Origin of the sequence: Leisingera thetidis (genome assembly GCF_025857195.1) — a bacterium.
In the GTDB taxonomy this organism is placed as follows: Bacteria; Pseudomonadota; Alphaproteobacteria; order Rhodobacterales; family Rhodobacteraceae; genus Leisingera; species Leisingera thetidis.
Map to the genome: position 1 here is coordinate 3,990,173 of NZ_CP109787.1, position 18,599 is coordinate 4,008,771.

16 protein-coding genes and 3 pseudogenes are annotated in these 18,599 nt (G+C 63.3%); 6 read left to right on the plus strand and 13 right to left on the minus strand.

Annotated features, from left to right (window positions below):
* Positions 1–3: 3 nt before the first annotated feature.
* Positions 4–2,277 (minus strand): PAS domain-containing hybrid sensor histidine kinase/response regulator, encoded by a 2,274-nt coding sequence (locus tag OKQ63_RS19190; protein WP_264211619.1) that lies wholly within the window; start codon positions 2,275–2,277, stop codon positions 4–6.
* Between the two features lie 69 nt (positions 2,278–2,346).
* Entirely contained in the window at positions 2,347–2,943 is a 597-nt protein-coding gene (gene pncA / locus OKQ63_RS19195) for a bifunctional nicotinamidase/pyrazinamidase (RefSeq protein WP_264211620.1), read from the minus strand.
* Positions 2,944–3,121: 178 nt separating this feature from the next.
* On the opposite strand from pncA, the gene trhO reads away from it, so the two are divergent.
* Complete coding sequence (gene trhO, locus OKQ63_RS19200; protein WP_264211621.1) at positions 3,122–4,033, plus strand: oxygen-dependent tRNA uridine(34) hydroxylase TrhO; 912 nt, start codon at positions 3,122–3,124, stop codon at positions 4,031–4,033.
* A gap of 81 nt (positions 4,034–4,114) precedes the next feature.
* On the opposite strand, the gene OKQ63_RS19205 is transcribed toward trhO, so the two are convergent.
* Genes OKQ63_RS19205 through napE form a run of 6 tightly spaced genes read right to left on the minus strand, consistent with a single transcriptional unit; the run spans position 4,115 to position 8,724 of the window.
* Positions 4,115–4,783 (minus strand): NapC/NirT family cytochrome c, encoded by a 669-nt coding sequence (locus OKQ63_RS19205; protein ID WP_264211622.1) that lies wholly within the window; start codon positions 4,781–4,783, stop codon positions 4,115–4,117.
* Complete coding sequence (locus OKQ63_RS19210) at positions 4,783–5,268, minus strand: nitrate reductase cytochrome c-type subunit (protein WP_264211623.1); 486 nt, start codon at positions 5,266–5,268, stop codon at positions 4,783–4,785. Before OKQ63_RS19210 ends, OKQ63_RS19205 begins: the two co-directional genes overlap by 1 nt.
* An 8-nt stretch (positions 5,269–5,276) precedes the next feature.
* Positions 5,277–7,775 carry a nitrate reductase catalytic subunit NapA gene (gene napA, locus OKQ63_RS19215; protein ID WP_264211624.1) on the minus strand — a complete coding sequence of 833 codons (2,499 nt, stop codon included), beginning with the start codon at positions 7,773–7,775 and terminating at the stop codon, positions 5,277–5,279.
* Positions 7,772–8,050, minus strand: coding sequence for a chaperone NapD (locus tag OKQ63_RS19220; protein ID WP_264211625.1), 279 nt, complete (start codon positions 8,048–8,050; stop codon positions 7,772–7,774). Before OKQ63_RS19220 ends, napA begins: the two co-directional genes overlap by 4 nt.
* Positions 8,047–8,562, minus strand: a complete 516-nt coding sequence (gene napF, locus OKQ63_RS19225; protein ID WP_264211626.1) for a ferredoxin-type protein NapF — start codon at positions 8,560–8,562, stop codon at positions 8,047–8,049. Before napF ends, OKQ63_RS19220 begins: the two co-directional genes overlap by 4 nt.
* 12 nt (positions 8,563–8,574) lie before the next feature.
* Entirely contained in the window at positions 8,575–8,724 is a 150-nt protein-coding gene (gene napE, locus OKQ63_RS19230) for a periplasmic nitrate reductase, NapE protein (RefSeq protein ID WP_264211627.1), read from the minus strand.
* A gap of 860 nt (positions 8,725–9,584) precedes the next feature.
* Here napE and OKQ63_RS19235 point away from each other — a divergent pair.
* The 4 genes and pseudogenes from OKQ63_RS19235 to OKQ63_RS26170 all read left to right on the plus strand — a co-directional run.
* A complete protein-coding gene (locus OKQ63_RS19235; protein ID WP_264211628.1) occupies positions 9,585–9,902 on the plus strand; it encodes an ArsR/SmtB family transcription factor in 318 nt (105 codons plus the stop codon).
* A 163-nt stretch (positions 9,903–10,065) separates the two neighbouring features.
* A pseudogene (locus OKQ63_RS19240) lies at positions 10,066–10,644 on the plus strand (permease); the annotation flags it as partial.
* A 57-nt stretch (positions 10,645–10,701) separates the two neighbouring features.
* A pseudogene (locus OKQ63_RS19245) lies at positions 10,702–10,977 on the plus strand (transposase); the annotation flags it as partial.
* An 87-nt stretch (positions 10,978–11,064) separates the two neighbouring features.
* Positions 11,065–11,535: pseudogene (locus tag OKQ63_RS26170) on the plus strand (M48 family metallopeptidase); the annotation flags it as partial.
* Between the two features lie 183 nt (positions 11,536–11,718).
* On the opposite strand, the gene gyrB reads toward OKQ63_RS26170, so the two are convergent.
* The gene (gyrB, locus tag OKQ63_RS19250; protein WP_264211629.1) at positions 11,719–14,136 is read right to left on the minus strand and encodes a DNA topoisomerase (ATP-hydrolyzing) subunit B; all 2,418 of its coding nucleotides are present in this window, start codon (positions 14,134–14,136) and stop codon (positions 11,719–11,721) included.
* 84 nt (positions 14,137–14,220) lie between these two features.
* A complete protein-coding gene (locus tag OKQ63_RS19255) occupies positions 14,221–14,814 on the minus strand; it encodes an NAD(P)H-dependent oxidoreductase (RefSeq protein ID WP_264211630.1) in 594 nt (197 codons plus the stop codon).
* Positions 14,815–14,922: 108 nt separating this feature from the next.
* Here OKQ63_RS19255 and OKQ63_RS19260 point away from each other — a divergent pair, with 108 nt between their 5' ends.
* Positions 14,923–15,516, plus strand: a complete 594-nt coding sequence (locus OKQ63_RS19260) for a TetR/AcrR family transcriptional regulator (RefSeq protein WP_264211631.1) — start codon at positions 14,923–14,925, stop codon at positions 15,514–15,516.
* Here the strand turns inward: OKQ63_RS19260 and OKQ63_RS19265 are convergent.
* From OKQ63_RS19265 to dnaN, 3 genes are all read right to left on the minus strand, one after another.
* The gene (locus tag OKQ63_RS19265; protein ID WP_264211632.1) at positions 15,513–16,133 is read right to left on the minus strand and encodes a LysE family translocator; all 621 of its coding nucleotides are present in this window, start codon (positions 16,131–16,133) and stop codon (positions 15,513–15,515) included. The genes OKQ63_RS19260 and OKQ63_RS19265 overlap by 4 nt on opposite strands.
* Positions 16,130–17,227 (minus strand): DNA replication/repair protein RecF, encoded by a 1,098-nt coding sequence (gene recF, locus OKQ63_RS19270; RefSeq protein ID WP_264211633.1) that lies wholly within the window; start codon positions 17,225–17,227, stop codon positions 16,130–16,132. Before recF ends, OKQ63_RS19265 begins: the two co-directional genes overlap by 4 nt.
* Before the next feature lie 62 nt (positions 17,228–17,289).
* Positions 17,290–18,411 (minus strand): DNA polymerase III subunit beta, encoded by a 1,122-nt coding sequence (gene dnaN, locus OKQ63_RS19275; protein ID WP_264213957.1) that lies wholly within the window; start codon positions 18,409–18,411, stop codon positions 17,290–17,292.
* Between the last annotated feature and the right edge of the window lie 188 nt (positions 18,412–18,599).

Sequence of the window (18,599 nt, forward strand, 5' to 3'; positions counted from 1 at the left end):
AAATCAGCCCGCCCGCCGCGCTTGCGCCTGCGGCGCCAGCTGCGCCAGCTGCACCAGCAGCTCCAGCAGTTTGCCACGGTTGACGGGTTTGCTCATGAATTCATCCATGCCCGCATCAAGGCAGGCTTCGCGGTCGGATTCAAAGGCATTGGCGGTCAGTGCAATAATCGCCGGCTGCGGCCGAGGCAAAGAGCGGATGGCGCGGGTGGCCTCCAGCCCGTCCATCTCCGGCATCGACATGTCCATGAGGATAATGTCGGGTGCAAACGCCTCGAACTGCGCCACCGCCTCGCGGCCATCCTGGGCAAAGGCCAGCTCCACCGGGGCGGGCTGCAGGAACTTCTCCAGCAGCACCCGGTTCACCGCGTTGTCCTCTGCCACCAGCACCCGCAGCCCTTCCAGCGCCGGTGCGGCGTCCGGTTGCGGCGGAACGGCAGCAGGCATTGCCACGGGCTCCGCCTTGGGCGGGCTCAGACGCAGCCGGACGGTAAAGCAGGACCCCAGCCCCAGTTCAGATGTGACGGCAATGCTGCCGCCCATCGCCTCGGCCAGGCGGCGGGAGATGGCGAGGCCCAGGCCGGTGCCGCCAAAGCGGCGGCTGATCGCGGCATCGGCCTGCGAGAAACGCTCGAACACCTTGCCGAGCATATCCTTGGGGATGCCGATCCCGGTATCGGCCACCGAAAACACCAGGTCAAAGCCACCCTCCGCCGGTTCTGCATCCAGCGTTACAAGAACCCGGCCCCGTTCGGTGAATTTGATGGCATTGCCGGCAAGGTTCATCAGGATCTGCCGGATCCGCCGGTCATCGCCCCGCAGCTGCCCGGGCACACGCTCCTTGATGTCCAAGAGCAGCCCCAGGCCCTTGGCCTCGGCCTGGGCCTGCAGCAGCTGCACTGTTTCTCCGAAACAGGCGCGCGGATCGAAATTGATCCGGCTAAGGGCAATCCCCTCGGCATCCATCTTGGAAAAATCAAGAACGTCATTGATCAGCGCCAGCAGGGTATCCGCCGAGCTGAGGATGGCACCGGCATAGCTCTGCTGCTCCTCGTTCAGGCCGCTGTCGCGCAGCAGCTGCGCCATGCCGATCACCCCGTTCATCGGGGTGCGGATCTCGTGGCTCATCGTGGCCAGAAATTCCGATTTGGCACGGGCGCCTTCTTCGGCGGCGATGCGCGCCCGCTCCAGTTGCCGGGCGTGTTCCTTGGCGGCTGAGATATCCCGCTCCACCGCGATCAGGGTTTCCAGTTCGCCTGCGCTGTTCAGCATCGGCACCTGGCTGGTTTCGATCCAGACGTGCTGCCCGTCCTTGCGCCGGTTGCAGATTTCTACCCGCACGGGGCGGGCAAGGCGGACACTGTCCTGCAGCAGCTGGATGGTGGCGGGATCGGTCCTGCCGCTGTTCAGCAGGTCGCCGGGCAGCTGGCCCAGCGCTTCGCCATAGGAATATCCGGTGAGGCGGGTGAAGCTGTCATTGACCCAGGTGATGCGGCCCTCCCGGTCCATCAGCATCACGCTGTCGTTTGCGTTTTGCGCCACAAGCGCCAGGCGTTTGGCCTCCATCTGCTGATCGGTCAGATCTGCATAGGCGGCTTCCAGCTCCTGCTGCTGCAGGACCTGGGCCAGCATGCTGCTGCGGGTCCGGCTGAAGTTGCGCATGACGAAGGCAAGAAACCACAGATAGGAGGTATACAGCACCACCAGCCCCGCCAGGTGCAGCTTGTAGGTCGCCGCCAGTTCCGGGGCTTCCAGAATCTCCATCGCCAAAACGGCGACGGGCAGCGCTGCGTAGGCGGCAAGTTTTGCGATGACGGCCCACGGATGGTACGGCAGCACCAGCCCGGCATTGATCGCAGACCCCAGAAGCAGGCCGATGGTGAACAGCGGTTCATTATGCGCCTGCATCTGCAGTGCCGGCAGCTCAGCCCAATAGGGAACCGATGCAGCCGCGCAGAGCGACAAGGCGTGCAAAAGAGCCGTAAGGGCGGTCAGCAGCCGCAGGGTTCTGTGGCCCAATCCGCGGACCGCCAGCCGGTCTGCCTGGCGCAGCAGCAGACAGTCCGCCGCATCCCCGGCAAGGGTGATGGCAAAGGCCAGCAGCGCATAGAGCGGCGGGACGACCAGACCCAGAGCCAGAAACGCCAGGGCCATGAACAGCTGGCGGCCCCAAAACAGGCGGACGCGGCCACGGGCGTAGCGCAGCATCAGCTCAAGCGAGCCGTACCGCCGGTAGTAACTGGCCAGCGGGCCGCTGCCGGCCCCGTCCGAAGTGTCCATCAATCAGCCTTGCCGTCTGGGTCTCCGCGCAGCATAGGCCAGCTAATGTTAATATTTCGGCAAAACAACTCAGGATTGAATGGCAACGCCTGCCTCCTTCATCTTTGCAAGAGCCGCCGGCAGCGAGCCGTCTAAGTCAATCGCACGGCAGGCGGCCAGCTCAACCGTCACTGCAAACCCGAGCCGTGCCGCATCCAGTGCGGTGAATGCGACGCAGAAATCGGTGGCCAGCCCGGCCAGCGTCAGCCGGGAGATGCCACGGCTGCGCAGATAGCCGTCGAGCCCGGTCGGGGTGGTCTGGTCATTCTCGAAGAAACCCGAATAGCTGTCGATTCCGGGCCGGAAGCCCTTGCGGAGGACCAGATCGCCATCAGTGCGCAGATCCTTGTGAAACGCCGCCCCCTCGCTGCCCTGCACGCAGTGATCGGGCCAGAGCACCTGGGTGCCATAGGGCATTTCCACGCTCTCGAACGGGTTTTTGCCCGGATGCGACGAGGCAAAGGAGGAATGCCCTTGCGGGTGCCAGTCCTGGGTCAGGATCACGGCGTCGAACCGTTCCATCATCGCATTGATGGGGGCCGCCACCTCATCCCCGCCCGGCACCGCCAGCGCACCTCCGGGGCAGAAATCATTCTGCACATCGACAACGATCAGCGCCTCGGTCATCGGCAACTCCTTTGCTGGCCTGCACAATTTGTAGCGCTCCAGCTGCGTCTTGGGAACTCCCGCTGGCCGGGGCCGCCCGGTGCCGCGGAAAACATACATCCAAAGCCCTTGTTTTACTGGCCCAGCGCTGGCGGTTCTTTCTCTTGAAAACCCCGCGCCATGGTTCTAAGGGCGGGGCATGTACACGATTGCTGCCCTCTATCACTTCACCCGCTTCCCCGATCCCGGCGCGATCCGTCCGGCGCTTCTGGAGCTGTGCCAGGCGCAGGGTGTCAAAGGCTCGCTCCTGCTGGCGCAGGAGGGGATCAATGGCACCATCGCCGGCCCGCGCGCAGGCATTGATGCGGTGCTGGCGCATATCAGGGCGCTGCCCGGCTGCGCGGCGCTGGAGTGGAAAGAGGCGGCGGCCACCGAGCCGCCCTTCGGCAAGATGAAGGTGCGGCTGAAGAAAGAGATCGTGACCATGGGCCAGCCGGACGTGGACCCGCGTGCGTCGGTCGGCCATTACGTCGAGCCCGAGGAGTGGAACGACCTGATCCGGCAGGACGATGTTGTGCTGATCGACACCCGCAACGATTACGAAGTGGCAATCGGCACGTTCGAGGGCGCGATCGACCCCAGGACCGAGTCTTTCCGCGATTTCCCCGCCTGGTGGGAAGAAAACAAGGACCGCTTTCACAACAAGCGGGTTGCGATGTTCTGCACCGGCGGCATCCGCTGCGAGAAATCCACCAACTACCTGCTGGGCCAGGGGGTCGAGGATGTCTATCACTTGAAGGGCGGCATCCTGCGCTATCTGGAGGAAGTGCCCGCTGAGAACAGCAGCTGGGAAGGCGAATGCTTTGTCTTCGACAACCGGGTGTCGGTCGGCCACGGGCTGGCCGAAGGCCCGCATGAATTGTGCCACGGCTGCCGCCGCCCGATCCTGCCGGAGGACAAGGCGCGGCCGGAGTTCGAGCAGGGCGTGAGCTGCCACCTGTGCATCGGTCAGACCTCAGACGCGGACAAGGCCCGTTTCCGCGAGCGTCAGAAGCAGATGAAGCTGGCGCGGGAGCGCGGCGAGGATCATCTGGGCAGCATCCCGCTCTGATCCAAGAGGAAAGCAGACACTAAAAAGGCCGCTGTCCTGATGGACAGCGGCCTTTTTAGTGGTTCTGCGGGGCTGGCAGCGTCAGTCGCTGCTCAAGCCCAGGTAGCTGCGGGTGCTGGCCAGGAGGCCCTCGCCATGCGCCGGGGCCAGCAGGCCTGCGTGATCCTCCCCCTCTGCCGCGCTCATGTCGGGCAGCTGGTGGGCGATGCCCTTGTGGCAGTTGATGCAGGTCTTCTCACCGGTGAACAGGAACCGCTCATGCGCCTCTGCCGCCCGCTTGGACTGGCGGGTGATGTCCATCGACTCATCCGAGTGGCAGTTGCGGCATTCCAGCGAGTCATTGGCCTCAAGCCGTGCCCATTCGTGCTGCGCCAGCTCCAGCCGGTGCTCCAGGAATTTTTCCCGCGTGTTGATGGTGCCGAAGATCTTGCCCCAGACCTCCTTGGAGGCCTGCATCTTGCGTGCGATCTTGTTGGTCCAGTTGTGCGGCACGTGGCAGTCCGGGCAGGAGGCCCGCACGCCTGAACGGTTGGAATAGTGGATCGTCGGCTTCAGCTCCTCGAACACGTTGTCGCGCATCTCATGGCAGCTGGTGCAGAAGGCCTCGGTGTTGGTGACCTCAAGCGCGGTATTGAAGCCGCCCCAGAAGATGATCCCCATCACAAAGCCGCCCATGGTCAGGAAGCCGAGCGAGAAGAAGGCGCTGGGGCGGGTGATGATCCACCAGGCGCGTTTGATGAATCTCCACATCAGTCCGCCCCGCCCTGTTTCGAGTGCACGTAGTCGAGCACCTTGTCGACATCCACAAACTCATTCTCGACCAGCGGCCGGGCGTTGGTCTGCACCACGTGGCACTGGGTGCAGAAATAGCGCCGCGGGCTGACCGCGCCGAGGGTCTGGCCTTCGCGGTTCATGAAGTGGGTGACCGAGATCATCGGCGCCTGGCTGACTTCCACCGCGGTGCGGCTGTGGCAGGTCAGGCATTTGTTGGAGTTCAGATCGACCTGATAATTGTCGGTCTTGTGCGGGATCAGCGGCGGCTGATCCGGGTAGTTGCGCACCTGGCGGATGTCGGTGTTGACGATGCCAGGGATCTGGGTGGCTTCACCCTGCTCGTCCAGCGGCACGTTGTTGCGCAGCGTGGCAACCTGGTTCTGGGCAAAGGCTGATGACGCCATAAAGACTGTGGCCAGCAGGAGCGGAGCGGCCAGGATGGCGAGACGGAGATGTTTCATGACGGGCCTCACACTGCTTCGATACGGACTGCGCATTTCTTGTAGTCCGTCTGTTTCGAGATCGGGTCGGTGGCATCCAGCGTGACCTTGTTGATCAGGCGGCGCGCATCGAACCAGGGCACAAACACCAGCCCCTTGGGCGGCTTGTTGCGGCCGCGGGTCTCGACCCGGGTGCGGATTTCGCCGCGCCGCGAGATGATCCGCACTTCGGTGCCGCGCCGGAAGCCCTGGGCCTTGGCGTCGTCCGGGTGCATGTAGCAGAGCGCATCCGGGACCGCCTGATAGAGCTCGGGCACCCGCTGGGTCATCGAGCCGGAGTGCCAGTGCTCCAGCACGCGCCCCGTTGCCAGCCACATCGGGTAATCGTCATCCGGGCTTTCCGCCGGCGGCTCATAGGGAAGTGCAAAGATCACCGCCTTGCCGTCGGGCTTGCCGTAGAACTCATAATCAGAGCCGGGGGTCACATAGGGGTCGGAGCCCTCCTTGAAGCGCCAGCGGGTTTCCTGGCCGTCGACGACGGGCCAGCGCAGGCCGCGTTCCTCGTGGTAGCGGTCGAAAGGCGCCAGATCGTGGCCGTGGTCGCGGCCGAACTCGGCGTATTCCTCGAACAGGCCTTTCTGGATGTAGAAACCAAAGTCCTCGGATTCGTGGTTGCCGTACTCTTTGGCCTTCTCGGTCAGCTCGAACTGGTCGACCTTGCCGTTTGCGTACAGCACGTCGAAAAGCGTCTTGCCCTTGTATTCCGGGTTGGCCTCCAGCAGCTCGGCCGGCCAGACCTCGTCGGTGGTGAAGCGCTTGGAGAATTCCGCCAGCTGCCACAGGTCGGACCTGGCGTCACCCGGCGCGTTGACCAGCTGGTACCAGAACTGGGTGCGGCGCTCGGCATTGCCGTAGGCGCCTTCCTTCTCCACCCACATGGCCGCGGGCAGGATCAGGTCGGCGGCTTCTGCGGTCACTGTCGGATAGGCGTCCGACACCACGATGAAGTTGTCGGGATTGCGGTAGCCCGGCAGCCCTTCCTCCATCATGTTGGGGGCGGCCTGCATGTTGTTGTTCACCTGCACCCAGTAGCAGTTGATCTTGCCGTCCTTCAGGTCGCGGTTCTGCTTCACCGCATGGGAGCCGATCCAGCCGGGCACGGTGCCTTCGGGCAGCTTCCAGATCTTTTCGGCATAGGCGCGGTGCTCAGGGTTATTCACCACCATGTCGGCGGGCAGACGGTGCGAGAATGTGCCCACCTCGCGCGCGGTGCCGCAGGCGGACGGCTGGCCGGTCAGCGAGAACGGCGAGTTGCCGGGGGTGGAGATCTTTCCGGTCAAAAGGTGGATGTTGTAGATCATGTTGTTGACCCAGACCCCGCGGGTGTGCTGGTTCACGCCCATTGTCCAGAGCGACATCACCTTGGTGTCCGGGTCGGCATAAAGCTTGGCGATCTTTTCGAGGGTCTCGGCCGGGACACCGGACATTTCCGACGCTTTTTCAAGCGTGTATTCGGAAACGAACTCGGCAAATTCCTCGAATGTGATGTCCGAGGCTCCCCCAACCTTGTCATTGTTTTCGGCCATCTGCTCCAGCGGATGCTCGGGCCGCAGGCCGTAGCCGATATCCTGGTTGCCGCGTTTGAAGTTGACGTGCCTGGCAACGAAATCCTCGTTCACCGCGCCGTTCTGGATGATGTAGTTGGCAATGTAATTGAGCATCACCAGGTCAGTCTGCGGCGTGAACACTGCCGGGATGTCGGCAAGGTCAAAGCTGCGGTGGGTGAAGGTCGACAGCACCGCCACCTTGACATGCGGATGGCTGAAGCGGCGGTCCGAGATGCGGGTCCACAGGATCGGATGCATCTCCGCCATGTTCGAACCCCACAGCACAAAGGCGTCGGCGTTCTCGAAGTCGTCATAGCAGCCCATCGGCTCGTCGATGCCGAAGGTGCGCATGAAGCCGCCCACGGCGCTGGCCATGCAGTGGCGCGCATTGGGGTCGATGTTGTTGGAGCGGAAGCCCGCCTTCATCAGCTTGGACGCCGCATAGCCTTCCCAGACGGTCCACTGGCCGGAGCCGAACATGCCGATGCCCTCGGGGCCCTTCTCGGCCAGGGTCTTCTTCCATTTCTCGGCCATGATGTCGAAGGCCTCATCCCAGCTGACCGGGGTGAATTCACCCTCTTTGTCGTAAACGCCGTTGGTTTTGCGCAGCAGCGGCTGGGTCAGGCGGTCGGCGCCATACATGATCTTCGACAGGAAGTAGCCCTTGACGCAATTCAGGCCGCGGTTGACCTCGGCCTGGGTGTCGCCGTGGGTGGCGACCACGCGGCCCGCCTTGGTGGCGACCATGATCGAGCAGCCGGTGCCGCAGAAGCGGCAGGGCGCCTTGGACCATTTGAGTTCGGTCAGGCTGGCGTCGGTGACAAGGTTCTGCGCGGCGGCAGGGATCGGCAGGCCGGCCGCAAGCGCCGCAGCGGCGGCGGCCTGCGCCTTGATAGCGTCACGGCGGGTAAGTCCGGTCATTGGGGGGTTCCTTCTTCAGGGGCGAGGTCCTGGGCATCGCAGGTCTGATGGAAGACAAGCGCCGCACTGGCGACGCCGTCGAGAAGCTGGATTTTGGCCAGGGCATCGCCAATGGCACGGTCACTGTCCGCTTCGAACAGGACGACGATCTTGCCCGAGGGATCACGTTGCGAAATCTCGGCGCCGGGCATGGCTTGGATGGTTTCCAGAACGGCCTCCATGCAGGCCGGATTGCTGCGCACCAGCAGACTGGAGATATGAAGCTCCTCTGTCACACGTGGCTCCTTTGCTGGCGGGGATCGCGGATCGCGATGGCATTGTTGGGACAGGTGGACAGGCAGGCGCCGCAGCCGGTGCAGGCCCCGGCATCGATCCGGATGGCGCCGACCGGGCGGACCGACAAGTCCATCCGCAGCGCGCGCGGATCGCAAGTGTCGGTGCACAGCTGGCAGGCAATGCCGGCCGTCAGCAGGCAGCTGCCGCCGATGGAAACCGTGACCGGCCAGGGTGCGGGCTGTTCGAGGTCGAACACCGGCTCCGGGCAGGCCTCGGCACAGGCCGCGCAAAAAATGCATTCACTGCCGCGGAATTCGATCCGCGGGCGGCCATGGCTGTCAAAGCCGATGATGTCCTGCGGGCAGGCCTCCCCGCAGGCATTGCAGCTGGTGCAATGCGCCAGGACCCGGGCTTCATCCGTCCAGGGCGGGCGGAATTCCGGATCCGGGCGGGCCACTCTTCCAGTCAGGAAGGCGCGCCGCGACGGGGCAGTGCTGGCATGTGCTGGCATCGGCGTGAGCCCTTATCCTGCAGGCGGGCCCAGGAAAATCTGGGAGATCCAAATGATCAGGCCGTAGCCACCGACAATTCCCACCGCCAGAACCGGCGCCAGAATCACAGCGAGGAACAGGAATGTGTTCCGCTCTTCGGCTTTGCTTGGCTGTTCGGACATCTTTGTCCTCCTTGGCTCTTACTAATGCAGCGCAGAGAGTCAGGCGGAATAGGGGAGGTCCTGATTCCGGGTGTCCTGAACAGCATCTGTTCGCTGGCAGGACAATGCGCGGGAGAAGCAGGCCGCGCATTGATCTGAATCATATCGCGGAGAGGTTGATTCCGAAAACGGCGTGTTCGGAAACAGAAAATGGGCGGCCTTGTGGCCGGCGACGGCTTTCCATTTGCCTTCAGGAGATCCCGAGGCATGGTGGGCCCGGCCATCGACCTTGAGTTCTGAGTAGGACCGTTGTCGAGACACGGCGACTCGGCGGATCAGGACGTTATAGTGCGGGGCCGAATTTGCGGCTGACCGGCTTTGCGGCCGTTTCCGATGATGCTGCACCTGCCCGGTAATCTGTGTGTAGCAAAGCGCAAACCGAGCTGTGGCTAACCGCCTGGCTGCCCGTTACCAAGCACTGCGCCTGTCAACGCGAACTGGGCGACGTGGTGCCCCCGCCATGCCTTCCCGTCCTGAAAGGTCCCCAAGATTTCTTAGCCAAGCTCCCTGAGCCGGCGGATCGGTTGCGCATCACCTGTATGATGGCAACGGACAGGCCCTGGCCCTCGAACCATGCCTGTCGCTTTGCGATGACTGCAGCATTCTCTTGATGCCAGTGGATCATGCGTTCCTTGCCCACCGCCTCCTCAACCAAGTACAGCGCGGGTTTCGAACTGGTCCTGATGCGCAAAGCTGACCATGTTGGCGGTGCGCCCCTTTTTTGGCCTGGCACTAGCACTTTGACACTTTCACTCCTTGCCCTGGTGAGACATCAAGGATGTCATTTTGATAAAACCGGTTTTTTAGTTATTTTTGATGTCATGACGATATCAAGCTCTAACGCACGCGCTCTTGCCGCCCTGGGTCACGACGCCCGGCTGGCCATCTTCCGGCTGCTGGTCAAAGCAGGGGAGGACGGGCTGAGGGTTGGCGACATTGCCGAGCATCTGGGCCTTGCGGCCTCCACATTGGCGCATCACTTGTCCACGCTGGTCGATGCCAGGCTGGTGCTGCAGGAAAAACGGGGGCGCGAAGTGTTCAACAGGGTCGACTATCCCGTCATGCTGTCCGTCGTGAACTTTCTGACATCGGAATGCTGCGCGGGTGTGACCCTGACCGCAAAGGAGGAGACCGCTTGAGATGCAGGCGGCCTTTTCTTGGATCAAAAGAAACTACAAAACTGGTTATTCAGAAATGACAAGCACTACCGAAATCTCCCTGAGACCCGGCGCTGCTGTCTGGCGGTTCGCCAAGGATCAGCGGATCTGAGCGGTCTCCGCGGCCATCCTGCTGCTGCTGGCCCTGTTCGCCCCTGCGCAATCCGCGGACAGCGCAGCCTTCGCCGGTGCGGCCTTGGCCCATACCGCGCCTTAACTGTTGTTCTCCATTGCCGTCGCGGCCTGGGCCGGGGCCACCGGCGCGGACAATCTGGTGGCAAAGGCCTTCACCGGCTCGCCGCTCCTGATGATCGCCTTGGGCGCGCTGGCAGGCGGCTTGTCGCCGTTCTGTTCCTGCGGTGTGATCCCGCTGATTGCGGCGCTTCTGTCGATGGGGATGCCGCTGTCCGCCGTCATGGCATTCTGGCTGGCGTCGCCGATCATGGACCCCTCCATGTTCTTCCTGACCGCGGGGGTGCTGGGTGTCGAGTTTGCCATGGCCAAGACCCTTGCTGCCGTTGGCCTCGGCCTGTTCGGCGGCCTCACAGTCCATCTGCTGAGCCACGGCGGCGCCCTGCAAAACCCGCTGCGCGACGGTGTCGGCAACGGCGGCTGCGGCGGCCCGAAGATGCGCGCGCCCAAGCCGGTGGTCTGGAAATTCTGGCACGAGGCGGAGCGCCGGAAGAAATTTGCCACTACCGCCCGGTCCACCACCCTATTCCTAGTGTTTGATCCCACGGTTTGCTGGTGCGATCCATTCGTCGGAATGGAAGGAAGCACTATGGGACAAGTTCGTCACGGCAGCGCCACGCACTGTCACCCGGCAGGCGATTGCGGAGCAATCTGCCGATAGGGCACGCACGCCTTCCGAGCTGCAATACAGCGACCGCAAGCTTCGACCGCAGCGTTGAGCCGGGACCTCGGTATCAACCCGAAGACGGCCGCGAAGTGGCGCAAGCGCGAGACGGCCGAGGATTGCAAGACCGGTCCGAAGGAGCCTCGGTCGACCGTTCTCAGCGAGGCTGAGGAGGCATTGGTGGTGGCTTTCCGTCGGCACATACCCGTCGCCTTGCGCGAGGCCTGACGGTTTGCTGCCCCGGAACGGGTAAGTGGCGAAGCCATTCGCGTCGCCGTGCTAACAAGAATGTCCTGGATTCGAAGGAAGCAGGCTCAGTTCCTAGGCCAGCCTCGTCAGCCAGTTCGGAAGTATGTCTCAGGCGAAACGCATTTCTATTTTGGTCGTCCGCTTCGGCTCGAAGTTGAGGAGTGGGACAAGCAGGTCCATCGTAACATGCGATCCGGGTCCGACCGACTGATCCTCAAGGTTCCTTCCGAGACAGATTCCGTTCAACGGGAACGCTGGATGGCCTCCTGGATGAAGAACCGTCTTCGTGACTGGGCGCTTCCGAGGTTCGACGCCTGGACCGCACGGCTGGGAGCGCATCCAGATTGGTGGGGCATCCGCCCCATGAAAACGAAATGGGGCAGCTGCAACGCCGAAAAACGGATCATCTGGTTGAACTCTTCGCTCGTGAAAAAGCCAGAGGGCATGATCGACTATGTGATCTTGCACGAGCTCGCTCACCTGATTTCGCCTCAGCACGATCAGAGCTTCACTGCCGTTCTCGACCGGGAAATGCCGCGGTGGCGCAATGTGCGCAAAGAGCTCAACGCTCTTCCCCTGGAGGCATGGATCGACAGAAATGTGCGACGCTCCGCGCCGCCGCCGCGCAAACCTTTGGGAAAATCGCGCAAACTTATGGGGATCGCGCACGAATATGCGCGATCCTACAGCATATCAGAAATCCAGATTTTCCACGCTAAGCGCGTTCTTCTGAATGAACTCACGGCGGGGTTCCACCACATCGCCCATCAGCTTGGTGAACAGATCATCCGCCTCGACCATGTCGTCGACGCGCACCTGCAGCAGCGTGCGGGCGTCCGGATCCAGGGTGGTTTCCCACAGCTGGTCGGGGTTCATTTCACCCAGACCCTTGTAACGCTGAAGCGCCAGGCCCTTTTCGCCCTCCTCCAGAATCGCTTTCAGCAGCCCCAGCGGCCCGTGGATGATCTGGCTGCGGTCGCGGCGGACCAGCTGCGAGGTGGTGCCGTAAACCTCCTGCAGGCTCCGGGTGAAGCTGCCGGTCTTGCGGGCTTCGCCCGAACGCAGCATCGGACCGTCCAGCGTGCGCACTTCTTCGACGCCGCGCAGGATCCGGGCCAGGCGGATGCCGTGGTCCTGGGTGATCCGGCCCTGCCAGCCGCGCTCATATTCCAGTGCAATGGCATCGAGACGGGCGGCAACCTTGTCGGCCACACCCTGCAGGTCGGAATCTACCGCGCCAGGAATGAATGCGCCTGCCACAGCCGCCTGCTCCAGAATATGGCGCGGGTAATGGGTCGGGAAAGCATCCAGAACGCGCTTCAGCTGGCGCGCCTCGTCCACCACACGGGCCAGATCGGCGCCTGCCATCTCCGAGCCATCGCCCAGCTTCAGAACCGCACCATCGACACCCTGGTTGATCAGGTAGTCATCCAGCGCCGCCTGGTCCTTGAGGTAGACTTCGGACTTGCCGCGCGCCACCTTGTAGAGCGGCGGCTGGGCGATATAGAGATACCCGCCTTCTATCAGCTCCGGCATCTGCCGGTAGAAGAAGGTGAGCAGCAGCGTGCGGATGTGGGCGCCGTCGACGTCGGCGTCTGTCATGATGACGATCTTGTGGTAGCGCAGCTTTTCAATGTTGAATTCGTCGCGGCCGATGCCGGTGCCGAGCGCCATCACCAGGTTGCCGATTTCCTGGCTGCCCAGCATCCGGTCGAACCGCGCCCGTTCCACGTTCAGGATCTTGCCGCGCAGGGGCAGAATGGCCTGGGTCATCCGGTCCCGGCCCGTCTGGGCGGAACCGCCGGCCGAGTCACCCTCGACCAGGAAGACTTCGGTCTTGGAGGGGTCCTTCTCGGAGCAGTCCTTGAGCTTGCCGGCCAGGTAATTGACGTCCATCGCCGTCTTGCGGCGGGTCAGTTCGCGCGCCTTGCGGGCGGCCTCGCGGGCCAGCGCGGCCTCGACGATCTTGCCGACGATCTGCTTGGCCTGGTTGGGGTTTTCCTCAAACCACTCTGCCAATTTTTCGCCGACCAGGCTTTCGACCACCGGGCGCACCTCTGACGACACCAGCTTGTCCTTGGTCTGGCTGGAGAACTTCGGGTCCGGCACCTTGACCGACAGCACGCAGGTCAGGCCTTCGCGGGCGTCATCGCCGGTGAAAGAGACCTTTTCCTTCTTCGCAATGCCGGACGTCTGCGCGTAGTTGTTGATGGTCCGGGTCAGCGCACCGCGGAAGCCTGCCACATGGGTACCGCCATCGCGCTGCGGGATGTTGTTGGTGAAGGGCAGCACCGTTTCATGATAGCTGTCATTCCACCACATGGCGATTTCGACGACAATCTCGTCCCGTTCGCCGATGATGTAAACCGGGGCATCCATCACCGGAGTCTTGTGGCGGTCCAGATATTTGACGAATTCCTTGACCCCGCCCTCATAGAACAGCTCAATCTCCAGCCGCTCGGCCGGGCGTTCGTCGATCAGGATGATCCGCACGCCGGAATTCAGGAAGGCCAGTTCGCGCAGGCGTTTTTCCAGCGTCTCGAAGATGTAGTCCAGGTTCGAGAACGTGTCAGTCGAGGCCAAAAAACGCACCTCGGTGCCGGTCCGGTCGCCGCAGTCGCCAACCACTTCCAGATGCCGGGCGGTTTCGCCGCGCTCGAACCGGGCAACATGCTCCTTGCCGTCCCGCCAGATGCGCAGTTCCAGCCAGTCGGAGAGCGCGTTCACCACCGACACACCCACGCCGTGCAGGCCGCCTGAGACCTTGTAGGAGTTGCTGTCGAACTTACCGCCCGCATGCAGCTGGGTCATGATGACTTCGGCCGCCGAGACGCCTTCCTCCTCGTGGATGCCCACCGGAATGCCGCGGCCGTTGTCGCTGACGGAGACGCTGGAATCGGCGTGGATTTTCACCGTCACGTGGTCGGCGTGGCCCGCCAGCGCCTCGTCAATGCCGTTGTCCACGACTTCATAGACCATGTGGTGCAGGCCCGAGCCGTCATCCGTGTCCCCGATATACATGCCGGGGCGTTTGCGAACCGCCTCCAACCCTTTGAGAACCTTGATGGAATCCGCGCCATATTCTGCGGGGGCCTGCTCGTTTCCGGACATTCGCATCTTCCTGTCTTTGCTTCGGGATTTTATACGAAGTCTGGCCGGGATTGTCACGCGCAAGGCCCCTTTTTCTTGCCGGAATCAGACCGCTTTGCCCCCAAGGGCGGCCGCCGTCCTGAGCCAGGTTTCAACCTTGGCTTCCGGCGCATCCGTGGCCGGCGCAAATGTGGTGAACCGCGTGGGTCTGATGCCGACAAATCCGAGGATCTGACGGCTGATGAAGGTCTTCACGGCGTTGCCGTAGAACAGCCGCAGCCACAGCGCAGGCGTGTCCGACGTCAGCAGAACCCGCGCGGTCTTGCCGGTCAGCATCGGCGCCGGCAGCCCCATGAAATTGACGCTGCGGGTGTCAAAGGCGCGCCCCGGCAGCAGCGCCCGGTCGAACACCGCCTTCAGCTTGGCCGGCACCGCCCCCCACCACAGGGGGGCCGCCATCACCACATGTCCGGCCCACTCCAGATCTTTCAGAAATGCCTCCAGATCCGGCTCCAGCGGCTTGGGGTTCCGGTAACCGCTCTGGCCGTAGTCCATGTCGAATTGCATGGCCGAAACATCATGGCTGCGGACCTCGTGGCCTTCTTTCTCTGCCGCTGTGCGATAGGCGTCGCACAGGGATTTCGAAAGAGAGGTTTGGCCGGGATGGCCGTTGAGAATAAGGATTTTCCGGGCAGACATTTCGGGCTCCACAGGTTAAGTTGACCACGGTCACTTTATCGACTCAAAAATGACCGCGGTCAAATATAAAATTGACCGCGGTCACTAAATTCAATTCGAGGCACAGAAATGACACGCGCACCCCAGAAGCGGCGGCTGGAAACCCGGGCAAAACTGCTGAATGTGGCGGCAGCCATCGTGCAGGAGCAGGGCTACAGCGGTTTGCGGGTCGAAGATGTGGTTGCCCGGGCCGGGGTCGCCAAGGGCACTCTTTTTTCCCATTTCAAGGACAAGGACGGGCTGCTGGCAGTCTTGATCGGGGAGGAGGTGACGCGGCTGCTCGACGGGATGGAAGCCGCCGGGGCCCCATCGGATATTCCCGGCCTGACCGCCCGCCTCGCACCGCATCTCGACTATGTCGTGCAGGACCGGGTGATTTTCGATCTTCTGCTGCGCTACTCAGGCACCACGGCGGCGGAACCGGATGAGGTGGTCACCGCAAGCTTCACCCGGCAGGTCGCGCTGCTGGCCCGCTGGCTGCAGTACATGCAGGCCGCCGGCAGCATTCGCCAGAGCCCGCCGCCGCAGCTATTGGCAGAAGGCATTCAGGCCTTCCTGAACCACGTGCTGGGTGTCTGGTTCTGCATGGAGCATGAGAACGAGGCACCGCCTGCCCGGACGCTGGAGCCTTACCTGAAGGCCTGGCTGCTGCCGCCTGCCTAGAAGACCGGGATCGCAATGCCCACGCAGATCAGCAGCCCGCCCGACACCAGGTTGATGCGCCGCAGAACCCGGGGCGAGGCAACCGCCCGGCGCACCCGGTGCACCATGCCCGCCAGCGCCAGGTTGCCACTCAGCGGGATCACGAAGGACAGCGTCACAATGGCGGCCACATCCGGCCAGGAGGTGCCGGACAGGTCAAAGAAACCCGGCAGCACGCCCATGTAGAACAGAATCGCCTTCGGATTGCCCAGAATGGCGGCAATCCCCGCCATGAACCCGGCCCAGACGCCGGGCCGGGTCAGCGCCCGGTTCTCCTGCACCGCCTCCCCGGCGTGGCGGATCAGAAGATAGCCCATGCCGAGGAACATCAGGCAGGCCAGCCAGCGCAGCGCAGTCATGATGCCGGTGAATTCCGACACCACCCAGGACATCCCCGCAACAGCGATCAGCGGCCACAGGATATCGCCGCAGGCCACCCCCAGCGCCAGCGGCCAGGCCGCCGGAAAACCGCCGGAGACCGAGCGCGCTACCAGCGCCAGCCAGACCGGGCCAGGGGTCAGAAACAGGATCAGCAGGGCCCCTGCATAAAGCACCAGATCCCAGGAAGAGACTGTCATTTCTGCACTACCTTCGACGCTCCGCCGCTGTCGGAAACTTCAATCACCTGCGCGCGGGCTTTCAGCTCGCCAAACAGTTCAGGCCCGGTGCCGGTCATCCAGGCCTGGGTGCCAAGGGCGCAGATTTCGTCATAAAGCGCGGCGCGGCGGGCCGCATCCAGATGCGCAGCCACCTCGTCCAGCAGCAGGATCGGCGGCGCGCCCTCGCGCTGCGCCAGCGCCCGCGCATTGGCCAGGATCAGCGAGACCAGCAGCGCCTTCTGCTCGCCGGTGGAGCAATCCTTGGCCGGAATGCCCTTGGTCCGGTAAGTGCCGATCAGATCAGTGCGGTGCGGCCCGACCAACGTCCGCCCGGCCGCCAGGTCGCGGAACCGGCTTTCCTCCAGGGCCTCTTTGAAATCCGCTTCGGTGGAAGGCATGCTGCCTTCCGACTGCAGCATCTCCAGCTCGGCCGCCGGAAAGGCGGTTTCGGCTTCGGCTTGCGCCAGCTGCAGCAGATCCACCGCCTGCATCCGTGCGGCGTGGATCCGATGCCCGGCCGCGGCCATCCGGTCTTCCAGCACCCGGTACCAGGCGGCGTCACGTATCTGCTCCTTCAGCAGCCGGTTGCGCTCGCGCATCGCTTTCTCATAGGCCAGCGAAGCCTCGGCATGGCCGGGCTCGAAACTCAGCGCAATCCGGTCCAGAAACCGCCGCCGCCCTTCGGCTGCTTCGATCCACAGCCGGTCCATCGCCGGGATCAGCCAGACCACCCGCGCCACCTGCCCGAGCGCCAGCTGGCTTGCGGATTTATTGTCGATCTTCACCTGCCGGGCATTGCCGCCCTCGGACCAGGTTTCCACTTCATAGACCTGCGAGGACGCCCGCAGCTCCCCCTTTAGCTTCCACCCCAGTCTTTCCGGCTGACGTGCCATCTCCGCCGCGCTGGCCCGGCGCAAACCGCGCCCGGGAGAAAACAGCGACACCGCCTCCAGGATATTGGTCTTGCCCGCGCCGTTGTTGCCGTGGATGGCCACCGGACGCCCGTCCAAATGCAATTCCGCCCGCAAATGCGAGCGGAAATGAGACAATACGAGTGAGGTCAAAGCCAGCACGCGGGAGCTCCCTACTTCTTCTGGCCTAAAATATCCCCGCCGGAGGCAGCGCCGTCAGGCGCTCACACCCGCATCGGCATCACGACATAGACAGCGCTTTCGTCGTTGCCTTCGCGCATCAGGGTCGGATCGCCGGAGGAGTTGAACATGAACACCGCGTTCTCGCGGTCCACCTGGTTGGCGATCTCCAAGAGGTATTTGGCGTTGAAGCCGATTTCCAGCCGCTCGTCGTTGTAGGCCACCGCCAGCTCTTCCTCCGCGGCGCCGCTGTCGGGCGCGTTCACAGACAGGATCAGCCGGTCCTCCTCCAGCTGCAGCTTCACCGCGCGGGACCGCTCCGAGGACACGGTCGCCACCCGGTCAACCGCCTGTGCGAATTCGGACGCGTCCACTTCCAGGCGGCGGGTGTTGCCGGCCGGGATCACCCGGGTGTAGTCGGGGAAGGTGCCGTCGATCACTTTTGACGTCAGGGTGATGTTCGGGGTGGCAAAGCGCACCTTGGTTTCCGAGACCGACACTGCAATGTCCATGTCATCGTCATCCAGCAGCTTGCGCAGCTCGCCCACGGTCTTGCGCGGCACGATCACGCCCGGCATGTCCTCGGCACCCAGCGGCAGTTCGGCATCAATCCGCGCCAGCCGGTGGCCGTCAGTGGCCACCGCGCGCAGCGCCTTGCCGCCCTCAGCACCCGTTGAGACATGCAGGTAGACGCCGTTCAGGTAATAGCGGGTTTCCTCGGTGGAAATCGCGAATTTCGACTTGTCGAACAGGCGCCGCAGCACCGCAGCCTTGGCGGCGAAGTTCGAGTGGTATTCGGAGGAGGCCATCACCGGGAAATCCTCCCGCGGCAGGGTCGCCAGCGAGAAGTTCGAGCGGCCGGCCTCCACTGTCAAACGCCCGGTTGCGGCATCCGCGATCAGCGTGACCAGCGCGCCGTCGGGCAGCTTGCGGACAATCTCGTGCAGAGTGGTGGCAGCCACCGTGGTGGCACCGGCGCGCTCCACCTGGGCGGGAGCCTTGTCGACCACCTCGATATCGAGGTCAGTGGCGCGGAACTGGACGCTGTCGCCCTCGGCTTCGATCAGCACATTCGCCAGGATCGGAATGGTGTTGCGGCGCTCGACAACAGACTGTGCCTGAGCCACAGCCTTGAGAAGCGTGCCGCGTTCTATGCTGATCTTCATGTCCCAAATCCTCTTCGTCATGCCCGTGTCAGTGGCCGGGACAAGCAACCTACCCGTTTACCCCTGCCACACAAGGCTTTTTATGGATTTCTCCAAGGGATTTCCGGCGGGGTCAAGAGGCGGCGGACGGCCAAACGGCGAAACCCGGGGAAACGTTGCAGCAGAACCCGAAGCTGTTCCCGAGGGGA